Source organism: Streptomyces sp. AC555_RSS877 (genome assembly GCF_019049245.1).
Classification (GTDB): domain Bacteria; phylum Actinomycetota; class Actinomycetes; order Streptomycetales; family Streptomycetaceae; genus Streptomyces.
The window spans coordinates 139,085-154,231 of sequence record NZ_JAGMUK010000079.1 but is presented as its reverse complement, the minus strand read 5'-3'; the positions used below and the strand labels follow the sequence as shown (position 1 = coordinate 154,231).

The window sequence follows — 15,147 nt, the reverse complement described above, 5'->3', positions numbered from 1 at the left end:
TTGGAAGGCACGACCATGGCGGGACCCGTCCTGGAAATGCGCTCGATCGTCAAGACCTTTCCCGGCGTCAAAGCGCTGTCGGACGTCACACTGACCGTCCATCAGGGCGAGGTCCACGCCATCTGCGGGGAGAACGGCGCCGGCAAGTCGACCTTGATGAAGGTCCTCTCCGGCGTCCACCCGCACGGCACGTACGAGGGCGAGATCCTCTTCGAGGGTGACGTCTGCGAGTTCAAGGACATCCGGGCCAGTGAGCATCACGGCATCGTGATCATTCACCAGGAGCTGGCCCTGGTGCCCTACCTCTCCCTCGCGGAGAACATCTTCCTCGGCAACGAACACGCCTCGGGCGGGTTCATCAACTGGAACGACACCCTCAAGCACGCCAGCGAACTGCTGCGCCGGGTCGGTCTCTCCGACCACCCGGAGACCCGCGTCGCCGACATCGGCGTGGGCAAGCAGCAGCTCGTGGAGATCGCGAAGGCACTGTCGAAGAAGGTGAAGCTGCTCATCCTCGACGAGCCGACCGCGGCTCTGAACGACGAGGACAGCGGCAAACTCCTGGATCTCATCCTGGAGTTGAAGAAGCAGGGCATCACCTCGATCATCATCTCGCACAAGCTGAACGAGATCCGCAAGGTCGCCGACTCGGTGACGATCCTTCGCGACGGGCGCACCATCGAGACGCTCGACGTGAAGGCGGCGGAGACGACCGAGGACCGGATCATCAGCGGAATGGTCGGCCGCGACCTGGAGCACCGCTTCCCGGAGCGCTCCCCGCACGAGCCGGAGGAGGGCCAGGCGCCCGCCCTGGAGGTCCGCAACTGGACCGTGCACCACCCGATCGACCAGCAGCGCAAGGTCGTCGACGACGTCTCCCTGGCCGTACGGCGGGGCGAGATCGTCGGTATCGCGGGCCTGATGGGCGCCGGCCGCACCGAGCTCGCGATGAGCGTCTTCGGGCGCTCCTACGGCCGGTACGCGGGCGGCAAGGTCTTCAAGGACGGCACGGAGATCCGTACGAAGTCCGTCCCCGAGGCGGTCAAGCACGGCATCGCGTACGTCACCGAGGACCGCAAGCACTACGGCCTCAACCTCATCGACACCATCGGGCGGAACATCTCGCTCAGCGCGCTGGGCAAGGTCTCCACGCGCGGAGTGGTCGACGAGCACGAGGAGCGGCAGGTCGCCGAGGGCTTCCGCAAGTCCATGAACATCAAGGCTCCAACCGTCTTCGAGCCGGTGGGCAAGCTGTCCGGCGGCAACCAGCAGAAGGTCGTCCTCAGCAAGTGGATCTTCGCGGGTCCCGACGTGCTGATCCTGGACGAGCCGACGCGCGGTATCGACGTCGGTGCCAAGTACGAGATCTACACGGTCATCGACCAGCTGGCCGCCCAGGGCAAGGCGGTCGTCTTCATCTCCTCGGAGCTGCCGGAACTGCTGGGAATGTGTGACCGCATCTACACGATGGCCGCGGGACGGCTGACCGGTGAGTTCTCGCGGGCGGAGGCCTCGCAGGAATCGCTGATGCGCCAGATGACAAAGGACAAAGAGGTAACCCGATGAGCACGGACGTGACCGCCAAGACGCCGGCCCCGTCGCCGCCCGGCAAGGGCGGTGCGGCAACCGGTGACAGCCTGCTGCAGCTGATGCTGGACGGCATGCGCCGCAACATGCGGCAGTACGGCATGTTGTTCGCCCTCGGTCTGATCGTGGTGCTGTTCGCCGTGTGGACCAACGGTGACCTGCTGCTGCCGCGCAACGTCTCCAACCTGGTGCTGCAGAACAGCTACATCCTGATCCTCGCGATCGGCATGATGCTCGTCATCATCGCGGGCCACATCGACCTGTCGGTCGGCTCGCTGACGGCGTTCGTGGGCGCGGTGGGAGCCGTGCTGATGGTCAACCACGACATCCCCTGGCCCATCGCCCTGGTGATGTGTCTGGCCATCGGAGCGGCGGCCGGTGCCGCGCAAGGGTTCCTCATCGCCTATCTCGGCATCCCGTCGTTCATCGTGACGCTGGCGGGCATGCTGACCTTCCGCGGGCTCACGGAGATCTTCCTGGAGGGCCAGACGATCGGCCCGTTCCCGGAGGGTCTGCAGAAGGTCGCCAACAGCTTCCTGCCCGAGGTCGGCCCGGACACCAACTACCACAACCTCACCCTGCTGCTCGGCCTCGCCGTGATCGTGTTCGTGGTGCTCCAGGAGCTCCGCGACCGCAAGCGGCAGCAGGAGTTCGCCCTCGAGGTGCCGCCCGCCAAGCTCTTCGCGCTCAAGCTCGTCGCGCTGGTGGCCGCCGTGCTCACCGTCACGATGCTGCTCGCCAGCTACAAGGGCGCCCCGATCGTGCTGCTGATCCTCGGCATCCTGGTCGTCGGCTTCGGCTACATCATGCGCAACGCGATCATCGGCCGGCACATCTACGCGATCGGCGGCAACCTGCCGGCCGCCAAGCTGTCGGGCGTCAAGGACAAGAAGGTCACCTTCCTCGTCTTCCTCAACATGGGCATGCTCGCGGCCCTGGCGGGTCTGGTCTTCGCCGCCCGCTTCAACGCGGCCTCGCCCAAGGCCGGCCTCAACTTCGAGCTGGAGGCCATCGCGGCCTCCTTCATCGGCGGCGCGTCGATGAGCGGCGGTGTCGGTACCGTCCTCGGCGCGATCATCGGCGGTGTGGTCCTGGGCGTGCTGAACAACGGCATGAACCTGGTCGGCATCGGCACCGACTGGCAGCAGGTCATCAAGGGCCTGGTGCTTCTGGCGGCCGTCGGCTTCGACGTGTGGAACAAGCGCAAGGTCGGTTCGTAACCGACCACGCCGGCACGTGAGGGCCCCGCCGGAAGGCGGGGCCCTTTCCACGGGAGGAACAGGAGGAAGCCTGTGAAGTCGCACTTCGGCACGCTCGCCGACGGCACCGAGATCCACAGCTGGGCGCTGGAGAACGGCGGCACCCGCCTGAAGGTCCTGTCCTGGGGTGGCGTCGTCCAGTCCCTGGAGATCCCTGACCGCGAGGGCCGGTACGCCAACGTCTCCCTCGGCTTCGGCACCATCGAGGACTACGTCGCCGGGAGCCCGTACTTCGGCGCGCTGATCGGCCGCTACGGCAACCGCATCGCCGAGGGCCGGTTCACTCTGGACGGCACGAGCCACCAGGTGGACGTCAACGACGGCGTCAACAGCCTGCACGGCGGCGCCGAGGGCTTCGACAAGCGCGTGTGGGACGTCGAGCCGTTCACCGAGGGCTCCGACGTCGGCCTGTACCTGTACCGCACGAGCGCCGACGGCGAGATGGGCCACCCCGGCACGCTCACGACGAAGGTGACGTACACCCTCACCGGGCAGGGCGACTGGCGCGTCGACTACGAGGCCACCACGGACAGGGCCACCGTCGTGAACCTCACCAGCCACGTCTACTGGAACCTGGCCGGCGAGAACAGCGGCACCGCCCACGACCACGAGCTGGAGATCGCGGCCTCCCGCTACACGCCCGTCGACTCCGGTCTGATCCCCACCGGCGAGCCGGCGGAGGTCGCCGGCACCCCCTTCGACTTCCGCCGCACCAAGACGGTCGGCCAGGACCTCCGGGCCGCCCACCAACAGCTGCTGTACGCCAAGGGCATCGACCACAACTACGTCCTCGACAAGGGGAGCACGGACGAGCCGGAGCACGTCGCGACGCTGAGGGACCCGTCCTCCGGACGGACCATGAAGATCGCGACGACCGAGCCGGGACTGCAGTTCTACTCGGGCAACTTCCTCGACGGCACTCTGGTCGGCACGGGCGGCGGCATCTACCGCCAGGGGGACGCCCTCTGCCTGGAGACGCAGCACTTCCCGGACTCGCCGAACCAGCCGTCGTTCCCCTCGACGGTGCTCCGACCTGGGCAGACGTACCGGTCGACGACCGTGCACTCGTTCCACGCGTGACCGTTCTCCACAGGTGGCGCACAAGTTCCTACCCGTTTCTCAGCGGTTGAACAGCACCACCCGAGCCTCCGTATGTAAGGGCGGCCCGTGCTCCCCCGCGCGGGCCACCCAATGACGACGGGCCCAGTCGTCCCCACCGGGCCCGCCCCATACGGAGGCTCCCTTTGGCTGACAACGTCACCTCGCTGTTCCGCAGCACCGCGGCGCACAGCCCGTCGATGGCGGCGCTCACGCGGGAGGGCGGCGAAGGAGCCGGTCCGGTCGACTTCTGCATCCCCTGCAACCCGTACTTCCCCACGCCTGCCATGTTCGAGGAGATGGCCGGACGGCTGCGGGACATCATCACGTACTACCCGAGCAGCGCCGACACCATCACGGCCGAGCTGTGCAGCCTGCTCCAACTCCCGCCGCAGTGCGTGGCGATGGGCAACGGCTCGACCGAGCTCATCACCTGGATCGACCACCTGCTGGTGCGGGAGTCCCTCGCCATCCCCGTCCCCACCTTCGGCCGCTGGACCGACCAGCCGATGGAGACCGGCAAGCGGGTCGACATGTTCCCGCTCCAGGAGTCCAGCGGCTTCGCCCTGGACCTCGCGCAGTACGCCGAGTTCATCCGGGCGCGCGGCACCCGGGTGGCCGTGATCTGCAACCCGAACAACCCCGACGGCGGCTTCCTGCACAAGCACGCCATCGTGCAGTTCATGGACGCGATGGCGGACCTGGACCTGGTCATCATCGACGAGTCGTTCCTGGAGTTCGCGGACGCGGAGGTCGAGCCGAGCGTCGTCCAGGAGGCGATGCTGCGGCCGAACGTGATCGTGCTGCGCAGCCTCGGCAAGAACTTCGGCCTGCACGGCATACGGTTCGGCTACCTGGTCGCCAACCCGTCCCTCGCCGGCCGCATCCGCTCGATGCTGCCCAAGTGGAACCTCAACTCCTTCGCCGAGCACGTGGTGTTCATCCTCAAGCAGCACGGCGCCGAGTACGCGCAGAGCCTCCAACAAGTCCGCCGCGACCGCCTGGACATGGCCGGCCAGCTCGCGTCCCTGCCCGGACTGACGGTCTACCCGTCACAGGGCAACTTCCTCTTCGTACGCCTGCCCGTGGGCGCCGAAGGCACCGTGGTCCGGGACCGGATGCTCACCGAGCACCGGATCCTCGTCCGCGAGTGCGGCAACAAGATCGGCTCCTCAAGCCGCTTCCTGAGACTCGTGGTGCGCCCCCAGGTGGACGTGCGTCGCCTGGTGTCCGGCCTGGAACAGGTGCTCTACGGGACCAGGAGGGGAGCCGCCGTGCCCGAGCTGGCTACAGGGACCAGCTACAGCTCGGGTACGGCGGCAGTCGACCGGTTGGTCGGCGCCACCAACGGCTCCGGCATGCAGGGCCTCGCCGCTCAGGCCATGGCCGCCGCCCCGGAACCCCAGGCCGCCCCGTCCATCGGCGCCGGCATGCCGATGCCCGCCGCGGCCCAGACCCCACAGCCGGGTCAGCCGTTCGGGGCCGGGATGCCGATGCCGGCGGTGGCCCAGGCGGCCCCACAGCCGGTCGGCTACCCGGCCCCCGCCCCGGCTCCGGTGCCGTCGCAGGCCCCGAACCCGATGCAGCCCCCGAACCCGGTGCAGGCGCCGGCTCCGGCCCCCATGGCCGCTCCGATGCCCGCCGCCGCCGCGATGACCGGCCAGACCCCGCCGGGTGTCCCCGCCCGCGGCGGCCTCACCGCGGCCCAGGTCCGCGGCATGACCGCCCCGGCCGGCGTACAGGACCTGTCGACGGCTCCGGCGACCGGCTGGCCGGGTGCCCAGCGCTGGCCGAACGCGGCGGGCATGGGCCAGGCCGGCTGAGACGCCTGGACGCCGCAGGTTTGTGACTGGTCGCGCCCCCGCCGCCCCGTCCCGCCCCGTCCCGCCCCTGGGGGCTCCGCCCCCAGACCCCCGCTTCGGCCCGAAGGGCCTCGTCCTCAAACGCCGGACGGGCTGAAATTCAGCCCCTCCGGCGTTTGAGGAGCGGGGGTTTGGGGGCGGAGCCCCAGAAGGACGGGAACGGGAAGGGGCGGCGGGGGCGAGAACCGCCCTTGCGGGCTGCCTTAAACCGGGTTCAGCCTCCACTGCTGGCAGGCGTTGTTCAGCCAGGACCACTGACGTACGTCGGCGGCGTCCGCGGCGGAGCAGTTCGCGACGTCGGCGACCTTGCCCGTGGCCTGGTTGACGATGCGGACGTAGCCGCTGTCGGTGGCCAGGAACCGGAACCGCTGGCAGGTGTTGTTCAGCCACGACCACTGCCGCAGGTCGGCACCGTCGGCGGACGAGCAGTCGGCGGTGTCGAGCACCTTGCCGGTGGCGACGTTCACGAGCCGGCTGGTGTCGTCGCCCTGGTCCTCGATCCGCCACCTCTGGTTGTTGCCGCTGCCGCACGTGTACTGCTGGACGTTGGCACCGTCGGCCGTCGAGCTCCCGGCGACGTCGAGGCACTTGCCGCTGTTGCGGTTGCTGATGGTGTACGTCGTCGACGCGGTGGACGGCTCACCGGACGGGCCGGTCAGGCTCGCCCCGAGCCTGACCGGCGTACCGAAGTTCGGCGTGCCGTCGGAGTTCCAGGTGAGCTTCTGAGCCCGCGCCGTACGCCCGTTGTCGCAGCCCTCGGAGGCGGCGTCGTTGGCGTGGTAGACGATCCAGTCCTCGGTGCCGTCAGGGGACTTGAAGTGGCCGTGGTGACCGGGACCGTAGACACCGTTCGCGTCGTTCCGCTGGAACACCGGCGTGGACTTCTTCGTCCACGAGGACGCGGACAGCGGATCGGAGCCGGTGAGGGTGAGCTGGCCGAGCTTGTAGTCGGGGGTCCAGCAGCCGCTCGCCGAGTAGATGAGGAAGGTCCTGCCACCGCGTTGGAGGATCTCCGGCCCCTCGTTCACCGGGGCGCCGGACGTCTCCCACGAGTTGGTCGGCGTGGAGATGGTGGAGAAGCCGGTGGCGAGGGTGTACGGGTTGGACATCCGCGCCGCGACGAGGTTCTGGGTGCCGCCTCCGCCCGCGCTGCCGAACAGGTACAGCTGCCCGTTGATGGTGGCGACCGTCGGGTCCAGCATCCAGGCGGAGTTGAGCTGGTTCTTGTACGTGTACGGGCCCATCGGATCCGAGCCCGCGCTCTCCAGGACGTGCGTGCGCTGGGTCGGGTTGTAGTCGGAGACGTTCTGTCCGGCGACGTAGTACAGGTACCAGCGGCCGTTGAGGTAGTGCATCTCGGGCGCCCAGGTGTTGAAGCCCGGGGAGGCGGCGTCGCCCTTCCACACCTGGACGCTGGGCGCGGTGGCCAGGCCGGCGAGGGTGGCGGACTTGCGCAGGGTGATGACGTCGGTCCAACTGGTCGTCACCATGTAGTAGTTGCCGTTGTGGAACGAGATCCAGGGGTCGGCGCCCTTCTGCGCCTTGATCGCGTTGGTGAACGAGGCCGCGCTCGCGGACGACTGCCCGAGCGAGAGAGCCAGCAGCAGCGCTGCCAGCAGGGTCAGTATGCGACGGGCCATCCGGAGCTCCAGTTCAGTAGGTTGACGCCCAGCTTGGGCGTGCCGTTGTCGTTGCCGTCGTAGTAGTGGTAGACGATCAGGTCCCCGTCGGAGTCGTTCATGATCGACTGTCCGCCGGGGCCGATCACGCTCCCGTGGGTCTCCAGCACCGGCGTCCCGCCGTTGTTCGTCATCGGGACGCCGTTCTTGTCGTGGTACGGCCCGGTGACACTGGTGGCGCGGCCGACCTTGACCTTGTACGTCGACCCGGTGCCGGCGCAGCAGGTGTCGTACGAGGCGAAGAGGTAGTAGTAGCTCCCCCGCTTGACGATGGACGGGGCCTCGACGGCCTTGGTCCCGGTGGGGCGGGAGGCGATCGAGTAGCGCGTGGTGTTGCCGGCGAGCTGCTTGCCGGTGGCGGGGTTGATCTGGATCATCTTCAGGCCGGTCCACCAACTGCCGAAGGACAGCCACCACTTGCCGTCGGTGTCCACGAAGAGGTTCGGGTCGATGGCGTTGTAGTCGCTGGAGGTGGTGGAGGTGTAGACGGTGCCCTGGTCGGTCCAGGAGCCGGGCAGCCCGGTCGCCGAGGTCGCCAGTCCGATGGCGGACCTGTTCGACCCGAAGGTCGAGACGGCGTAGTACATCAGGTACTTGCCGCCGTGGTACGAGATGTCGGGCGCCCAGGCCTCGGTGGCGTACGACGACCACCAACCCGGCTTGGCGGAGAAGGCGTCGGCGCCGCCGACGAAGGCGGTCCGGTCGGTGGAGCTCTTGTGGTCGAGGCCGCCGCCGGTGCCGTAGAGCAGGTAGCGGCCGGAGGAGGTGCGGATCATCGTCGGGTCGTGGACGACGATGTCGCCGGTGACCCGGCCGGGGTTGGGGTAGGCGGACGCGCTGCTCGGTATCAGGGCGAGCAGGACGGCTGCTGGGACGGCTAGGAGGGCGGTTCGGCGGGGTGTACGGGAGGTGCGGCTCACGCGGGGCCTCCTTGTGCGGGGGGATACGGTCCGTTCGGTATTTCGATCACCGATCAGAACTTCGGACGGACCGTAGAATCGAACCCCTTCCGCGTCAATGGTCCGCGCAGCCCCAGTAATCGCTCCCCCGGTACGGCACCTCCTCGATCACGGCCGCGGCAGGCCCTTTCTCACACCCCCGGCCCGAAGTCCGCCTCCAGCCGTTCCCGCCAGCCCGCGTCCGCCAGCCCCGCCCCCACCAGCACATCGCGCCAGTCCTCCTTGGCCAGCTGCAGGGCGTCGAGGAGGCGGTCCATGCGGCCCCGGCTGCACAGGAGGGTCGCGGCGGCGATGCGTTCCTTGTCCTCGCTGTCGCCCCGCTCGGTGAGGTGGTGGACGAGTTCGGCGAGGAGTTCCTCCACGACCCGGCCGTCGCGGCCGGGGAAGTCCTTGGCGATGCGCTGTTCGACGCGTCCGGTCAGCCTCATTCGTACTCCCATGCGAAACCCTTCGAAGCTTTTGACCCGTTTTATCCCTTTAGGTCGCCACGCTACCTCGCCCCGCCTCGCACGACGGGCTGTCTCGCAAGGACTTGACGGATTGTCGCCTTACCCGACCGGCGGAAGACCGACGGAACCGGCTCGCTCAATAATGTCGTGCTCATGACAGTTACTCTCACGCGCGCCATGGACGGACCGGCGGTGGCCCCGCCGCTCGCGGGGCCACCGCGGTACCTCGTCAGGACTCCGGGCACTCCTTCCACGCCAGGTGGTACACCGTGCTGATGTCCCCGTCCGTCGAGTCCATCGTCATGAAGCTGACCTTGCCCGGCGCCTGGCTGCCGGCCGTCACGCGGAGCTCGGTGTTGATGTTGAAGTTGCGCTGGACTCCGCAGGGTGCCCAGACCAGTTGGGCCCAGTCCGTGGTGTCGGTGGCCTGCCAGTTGTCGTTGTAGGGGCCGGCGAAGGGGTGGCTCTTGAACACCGTGCTCGAGGAACCCTGGAAGTAGTACGAGGCTCTCTGGACGGCGCTCGCGCCGGACTGGAGTGCGGCGAAGCCGCGGTAGTCCGCGCTGGCGACGGCGTACGTGAAGCCCTGCGGGACGTGCACGAGCAGGTTGAGCTGGCAGTTCTTGCGGAAGGCCGTGGGGTCCGAGTTGCCGCCGGCCTGGGCGAGGTAGTCGCTGTAGGTCACGGTGAAGGCGGTGTTGTCCTCGGAGACGGCCACCGCGGCGGTGCCCTGCGGACAGCCGGAGCCGTTCACCGTGGCGACCTTGATGACGATCTTGTCCGGGGGCGGGTCCTCGAACCCGGAGGACGGGCTTTGCGCGGGCAGTGCGGCGGTGAGGAGCGCGGCGATCGCGCCACCCATGAGCAGGCCAGTGGTCACTGTCCCTCCCTTTCGATGGGATCGGTGGGGGGTGGATGGGCCCCGGCTCCGGGTTCCAAAGCTGTGGAGACTCTGTGCAGTTGCCGTGGAGGCGCGAGGCGATCGCATCGTAGGGAGACCTGACATGTCATGGACAGGTCGAACTCCGGCCATTCACCCCGACCCGTTCACACCGTCACGGGCGGGCGTGCCGTCGTCGTAGGTTTCCCGGTGGCTGAGCAGGGATGAACGGGACGTGACCGCGGGTCGTCATTCCGGGTGGAACCCGGGACCCGGAGGAGGGGCCCTCACAGGCTCAGGGGTTCTCCCAGGCGGCCGGTTCCGCCGCCAGCCGCTGTACCGGCTCGGGCAGGGCGTCCGCCGCGATGTCGGCGATGGTGACGCCTTCCAGGATCTTGCGGACGTTGGCCCGCAGCGCGATCCACAACGGCAGCAGGGGCTGGGCCGATCCGGTGTACGCGAGTCCGGTGGGCCGTTCGCCGCGCACCGACACGATGGGCCCGTCGACTGCGCGGATGACGTCGGCGACCGTGATCGCCCCGGCCTCGCGGGCCAGCCGGTAGCCGCCGCCCCCGCCGCGCCGGCTGTCGACGATGCCGCCGCGTCTCAGGTCGCCGAGAATGCCTTCCAGGAACTTGTGCGGGATGCCCTGGACGGCCGCGACGGTCTCCGCCTTCACCGGTCCGCCGTCCTGCCGTACGGCGACCTCCAGCACCGCCCGTACCGCGTAGTCCGCCCGCGCAGAGATCCTCATACGACAATTGTGCGGTGTCCGACCGTACAGAATGACCCAGCACCCTCGGTCGCGGACGGCACAGGCACTACAGGAGGCGCTCCCTTGGGGCTCAGCAGACGTACATTCAGCGCCCTCGCCGGCACCACGGCGCTCGGCCTCGCGCTGAGCGGCAGCGGCGGCTTCGCGACGAACACCCCCGTGTCCCGCAGCGTGCCCACGGGCCCCGCGCCGGGCCCGCCCGCCGCCGACCGCCGCCGCCACTCGGTCGGCTTCGACCGGTACTCACTGCTCGTCGACGGCAGGCGGCTGGTGTTGTGGTCGGGCGAGATGCACCCGTTCCGGCTGCCGAGCCCCTCGCTGTGGCGGGACGTCCTGCAGAAGATGCGTGCGCACGGCCACAACGCGGTCAGCGCGTACGTCGCCTGGAACCACCACTCCCCCGCACCCGGCGAGTACGACTTCACGGGCGTCCGCGACCTCGGCCTGTTCCTGCGCACGGCCGCCGAGACCGGCCTGTACGTCATCCTGCGCCCGGGCCCGTACATCGACGCGCAGGTCGACGCCGGCGGCTTCCCCGGCTGGCTCACGGCGACCGAGGGCCGGGCGCGCACCTCCGACCCGGCCTACCTGAAGTACGCCGACGAGTGGCTGACCGAGGTGAACGCGATCGTCGCCCGGCACCAGTTCACCCGGGGCACGGGCACGGTCCTGCTCTACCAGATCGAGAACGAGTACGACTCCTTCGCCGGCGACCCGATCGGCCGGGCGTACATGTCCCACCTGTACAAGAAGGTGCGGGCCGACGGGATCGACGTCCCCCTGTTCCACAACGACAAGGGCAGGAACGGCCGTTGGCTGCCGGGGTCGTTCGACACCGGAGGCGAGAGAGGGCGCTGGCTGTACGGCTTCGACGCGTCTCCCGATCCCGCTCAAGCGCCACCGGACCTGGGGCACTTCGGCGCCGGCGGCAGCAAGGGCGGGGCCACGGCCGCCCCCGGGACGCCCGGCTTCCTTTCCGAGTCCGGCGGAGGCGGGTCCGACGCGTGGGGCGGTGTCACCTTCCAGGGCAAGGGGTACGCCGAGGCGCGGCGCACCCGGGACGCGGCCTACGAGCGGCGCTTCCACCTCACCAACCTCGCGGGCGGCATCACGCTGAACAACGTCTACATGACCTTCGGCGGCACCTCCTGGGGCTGGCTGCCCGCGCCGGCCGTCTACACGTCGTACGACTACGGGGCGGCCATCGACGAGGGGCGCAGGGCCACCGCCAAGCTGACCCCGATGCACCAGCTGGGGCATCTGCTGCAACGCGTGCCGGACTTCGCGAAGCTGGACCCGGCGGCGCAGGTGAGGGCGACGGACGACCGGCTGAAGGTGTACCACCTCACCAATCCCGACACCGGCTCCCATGTCTACGTCGTGCGCAACGACACCGACGATGACATCTCCTCGACCATGCCGGACGCCGGGTTCGCGGTGCCGTTCACCGTCCCGGCCCGGGACGCGCTGCTGCTGACCGCCGATCTGGCCCTGGGGCGGCGGAAGTTGAAGTACGCCACCGTGCCGCCCATGTTCTGTCTCACCGCGGGGCGGCTGGACATCGCCCTCTTCGCGGGGCGGCACGGCGACATGGCACAGATCGCGCTGGAGAGCCCACAGGACGTGGAGGCGACCCGGCTGGACCCCGAGGGCGCGTGGATCTACGACCGCGGTCTGCTGCGCGTGACCGCGCCGCTCGGCGTCGGCGGGCTGACCCGGGTCAGGGTCGAGGCCGCCGGGTCCGAGCGGCCGATGCTGCTGCTCTTCGCCGACGACGCGAACGCCCGGCGGATGTGGCCGTTCGACACCCCGTCGGGCACGGTGCTGGTGTACGGCCCGCCGCTGGTGCGCGAGGTGACCGTGCGCGGCGACACGGTGCACCTGACCGGCGACACGCACGGCGCGACCGGCCTCGAGGTGTGGGCCCCGAGGGGTGTCGGTCACGTCACCTGGAACCAGCGGCCGCTGCGCACCAGGATCAGCGCCACCGGCAGTCTGCTGGCCGAGCCGCTGCTGCCCGGCGTGGGCCCCGTGACGCTGCCCGCGCTGGCCCCTGGCTGGCGACGGCGGACGGAGGACCCGGAATCGGAGCCGGACTTCGACGACTCCGCCTGGACCGTCGCCGACAAGAAGACGTCGTTCAGCATCACGCCCGTGCCCGAGGGGCAGCCCGTCCTCTTCGCGGACGACTACGGCTTCCACTACGGCGACGTCTGGTACCGGGGGCGCTTCACCGGCGCATCCGGCGCCGAGTCGGTCTCCCTCTCCTACAGCACGGGCACGCAGGGCCTGCTGATGGCCTGGCTGGACGGGACGCCGCTGGGCACGCACCGCATGCCGGTGCCGGACGCCGACACGGTGGGGAAGGGCAGCTGGGCGGAGACGGCCACCTTCGCCCTGCCCGGGAAACTCCGCGAGAAGCTCCGTGAAGGGGGCGGTGACACCCACGTCCTGTCCGTCCTCGTCCGCCGTATGCAGCACGACCGGGACGGCGCGGCGGACGACGCGCACAAGGTGGCACGCGGCCTCACCGCGGTCACCTTCAAGGGGGCCTCGCCGCAGCCGAAGGTGAGCTGGCGGCTGCAGGGCACGGCCGAACCCGACCCCGTGCGCGGGCCGATGAACACTGGCGGGCTGTTCGGGGAGCGGGAGGGCTGGCACCTGCCCGGGTTCGCGGACGGCGAGTGGCGGACGGTGGACCTCCCGCACGCCGACCACGGACAGGGCGTCACCTGGTACCGGAAGACCTTCCGGCTGGCCGTCGACCCCGGGACCGACGCCTCGATCGGGCTCACCCTCGACGACGACCCGACCCGCGCCTACCGCGTCCAGATCTTCCTGAACGGCTGGAACATGGGCCAGTACATCAACGACGTGGGCCCGCAGCACACCTTCGTCCTGCCGAACGGGATCCTGCGCACACGTGGCACCAACACACTGGCGCTAGCGGTCCTGTCCGACGGGACCACACCGTCGGGCTTGCGGGACGTACGGCTGACCCTGATGGGGGTGGCGGCCGGAGGAGTGCCGGTGGCACCGGTGGACTCCCCCGGCCGCTGATCCCTGACTGCTGCGCCGCTGCTACGCCAGCCGGATCACGTTCCAGGACAGCGGCTCCAGTACGGCGGTCAGGGTGCCGTCCGTCAGGGCGGAGCCCTCGACCGGGTGCGGGGCGACCCGCTCGGGGTCGTCGAGGGTGTTGCGGGCGTCCGGGTCGGCGTCCGCGAGGGCGCTGTGCTCGACGACCGAGGACAGGTCGAGGCCGCTCAGGGCGACCTCGAGCGGCAGCGCGTCGGACTGGCTGCGGTTGACCGCGAAGACGGTGACCGTGCCGTCCTCCGCGCGGACGGCGGTGGCGTGCAGCAGGTCGGCCTCGCCGTACTTCTTCGTCTCGTACGTCGGCGAGTCGACGCGCACGTCGAGGACCTGGCCGCGGCCGTACTTCGAGGCCTGCGCGAACGGGAAGAACGTCGTCTGCCGCCAGGCCGGGCCGCCCGGCTCGGTCATGATCGGGGCGATGACGTTGACGAGCTGGGCGAGGCAGGCGACGGTGACGCGGTCCGCGTGCCGGAGGAGGGCGATGAGCAGCGAGCCGAAGACGACCGCGTCCGTGACGCTGTAGTTGTCCTCCAGCAGGCGCGGGGCCTCGGGCCAGTCGTCCTGCTGGAACGTCTTCGCGTGCTCCTCCCACTCGGGCAGGTACCAGACGTTCCACTCGTCGAAGGAGAGGTTGATCTTCTTCTTCGACTTGAGCTTCGCGCCCACGTGGTCGGCGGTCGCGACCACGTTGTCGATGAAGGACTCCATGTCGACGGCGGAGGCGAGGAAGGAGTCGACGTCGCCGTTCTCCGGCCAGTAGTAGGCGTGCAGGGAGATGTAGTCGACGAGGTCGTACGCCTCCTTGAGGACCGTCGCCTCCCACTCGGCGAAGGTCGGCATGCTCTGGCTGGAGGAGCCGCAGGCGACCAGTTCCACGCTCGGGTCGATCTGGCGCATCGCGCGGGCCGTCTCGGCGGCGATGCGGCCGTACTCCTCGGCCGTCTTGTGGCCGGTCTGCCAGGGGCCGTCCATCTCGTTGCCCAGGCACCACAGCTTGATGCCGAAGGGGTCCTTGTCGCCGTGGGCGATGCGCTGCTCGGCGAGGGCGGTGCCGGAGGTGTGGTTGGCGTACTCCTGGAGTTCCAGCGCCTCGGCGACGCCACGGGTGCCGAGGTTGACGGCCATCATGGGCTCCGCCTGCGGGCCGAGCTTGCGGAGGAAGGCGATGTACTCGGACAGGCCGAAGCGGTTCGTCTCGGTGGAGTGCCAGGCCAGGTCGAGGCGGCGGGGGCGGTCCTCCGCCGGGCCGACGGAGTCCTCCCACTTGTAGCCGGAGACGAAGTTGCCGCCGGGGTAGCGGATGGCGGTCGCGCCGAGTTCGCGGACCAGGTCCAGGACGTCGGTGCGGATGCCGTCCTCGTCGGCGGCGGGGTGGCCGGGTTCGAAGATGCCGGTGTAGACGCAGCGGCCGAGGTGTTCGACGAAGGAGCCGAAGAGGCGGGGGTTCACTTCGCCGATGGTGAAGGCGGGGTCGAGGGTGAAGCGGGCGGTGCTCATGCT

Annotated in this window: 11 protein-coding genes; 5 read left to right on the top strand and 6 right to left on the bottom strand. The window is 69.5% G+C overall.

Annotated features, from left to right (window positions below):
* The first annotated feature begins 15 nt into the window (after positions 1-15).
* The 4 genes from mmsA (at position 16) to KUM49_RS32415 (ending at position 5,767) form a co-directional block, all read left to right on the top strand.
* Entirely contained in the window at positions 16-1,566 is a 1,551-nt protein-coding gene (mmsA, locus tag KUM49_RS32430; protein ID WP_217240528.1) for a multiple monosaccharide ABC transporter ATP-binding protein, read from the top strand.
* On the top strand, positions 1,563-2,807 hold the full coding sequence (mmsB, locus tag KUM49_RS32425) for a multiple monosaccharide ABC transporter permease (RefSeq protein ID WP_217240527.1): 1,245 nt from the start codon (positions 1,563-1,565) through the stop codon (positions 2,805-2,807). Before mmsA ends, mmsB begins: the two co-directional genes overlap by 4 nt.
* 72 nt (positions 2,808-2,879) lie before the next feature.
* The gene (locus tag KUM49_RS32420) at positions 2,880-3,926 is read left to right on the top strand and encodes an aldose epimerase family protein (RefSeq protein WP_217240526.1); all 1,047 of its coding nucleotides are present in this window, start codon (positions 2,880-2,882) and stop codon (positions 3,924-3,926) included.
* A gap of 164 nt (positions 3,927-4,090) precedes the next feature.
* Positions 4,091-5,767, top strand: coding sequence for a histidinol-phosphate transaminase (locus KUM49_RS32415; protein WP_217240525.1), 1,677 nt, complete (start codon positions 4,091-4,093; stop codon positions 5,765-5,767).
* Between the two features lie 242 nt (positions 5,768-6,009).
* On the opposite strand, the gene KUM49_RS32410 is transcribed toward KUM49_RS32415, so the two are convergent.
* From KUM49_RS32410 to KUM49_RS32390, 5 genes are all read right to left on the bottom strand, one after another.
* Positions 6,010-7,446: a family 43 glycosylhydrolase gene (locus KUM49_RS32410; protein WP_217240524.1), complete on the bottom strand. Its 1,437-nt coding sequence runs from the start codon at positions 7,444-7,446 to the stop codon at positions 6,010-6,012.
* A complete protein-coding gene (locus tag KUM49_RS32405; RefSeq protein ID WP_217240523.1) occupies positions 7,428-8,405 on the bottom strand; it encodes an arabinan endo-1,5-alpha-L-arabinosidase in 978 nt (325 codons plus the stop codon). Before KUM49_RS32405 ends, KUM49_RS32410 begins: the two co-directional genes overlap by 19 nt.
* 170 nt (positions 8,406-8,575) lie before the next feature.
* Positions 8,576-8,884 (bottom strand): hypothetical protein, encoded by a 309-nt coding sequence (locus KUM49_RS32400; protein WP_254402108.1) that lies wholly within the window; start codon positions 8,882-8,884, stop codon positions 8,576-8,578.
* Positions 8,885-9,122: 238 nt separating this feature from the next.
* The gene (locus KUM49_RS32395) at positions 9,123-9,773 is read right to left on the bottom strand and encodes a DUF4360 domain-containing protein (protein ID WP_217240522.1); all 651 of its coding nucleotides are present in this window, start codon (positions 9,771-9,773) and stop codon (positions 9,123-9,125) included.
* 295 nt (positions 9,774-10,068) lie between these two features.
* Positions 10,069-10,527, bottom strand: a complete 459-nt coding sequence (locus KUM49_RS32390) for an Rrf2 family transcriptional regulator (protein ID WP_217240521.1) — start codon at positions 10,525-10,527, stop codon at positions 10,069-10,071.
* An 84-nt stretch (positions 10,528-10,611) separates the two neighbouring features.
* Here KUM49_RS32390 and KUM49_RS32385 point away from each other — a divergent pair, with 84 nt between their 5' ends.
* Entirely contained in the window at positions 10,612-13,608 is a 2,997-nt protein-coding gene (locus KUM49_RS32385) for a beta-galactosidase (RefSeq protein WP_217240520.1), read from the top strand.
* 21 nt (positions 13,609-13,629) lie between these two features.
* Here the strand turns inward: KUM49_RS32385 and KUM49_RS32380 are convergent, their stop codons facing one another.
* A complete protein-coding gene (locus tag KUM49_RS32380; RefSeq protein ID WP_217240519.1) occupies positions 13,630-15,144 on the bottom strand; it encodes an alpha-N-arabinofuranosidase in 1,515 nt (504 codons plus the stop codon).
* Between the last annotated feature and the right edge of the window lie 3 nt (positions 15,145-15,147).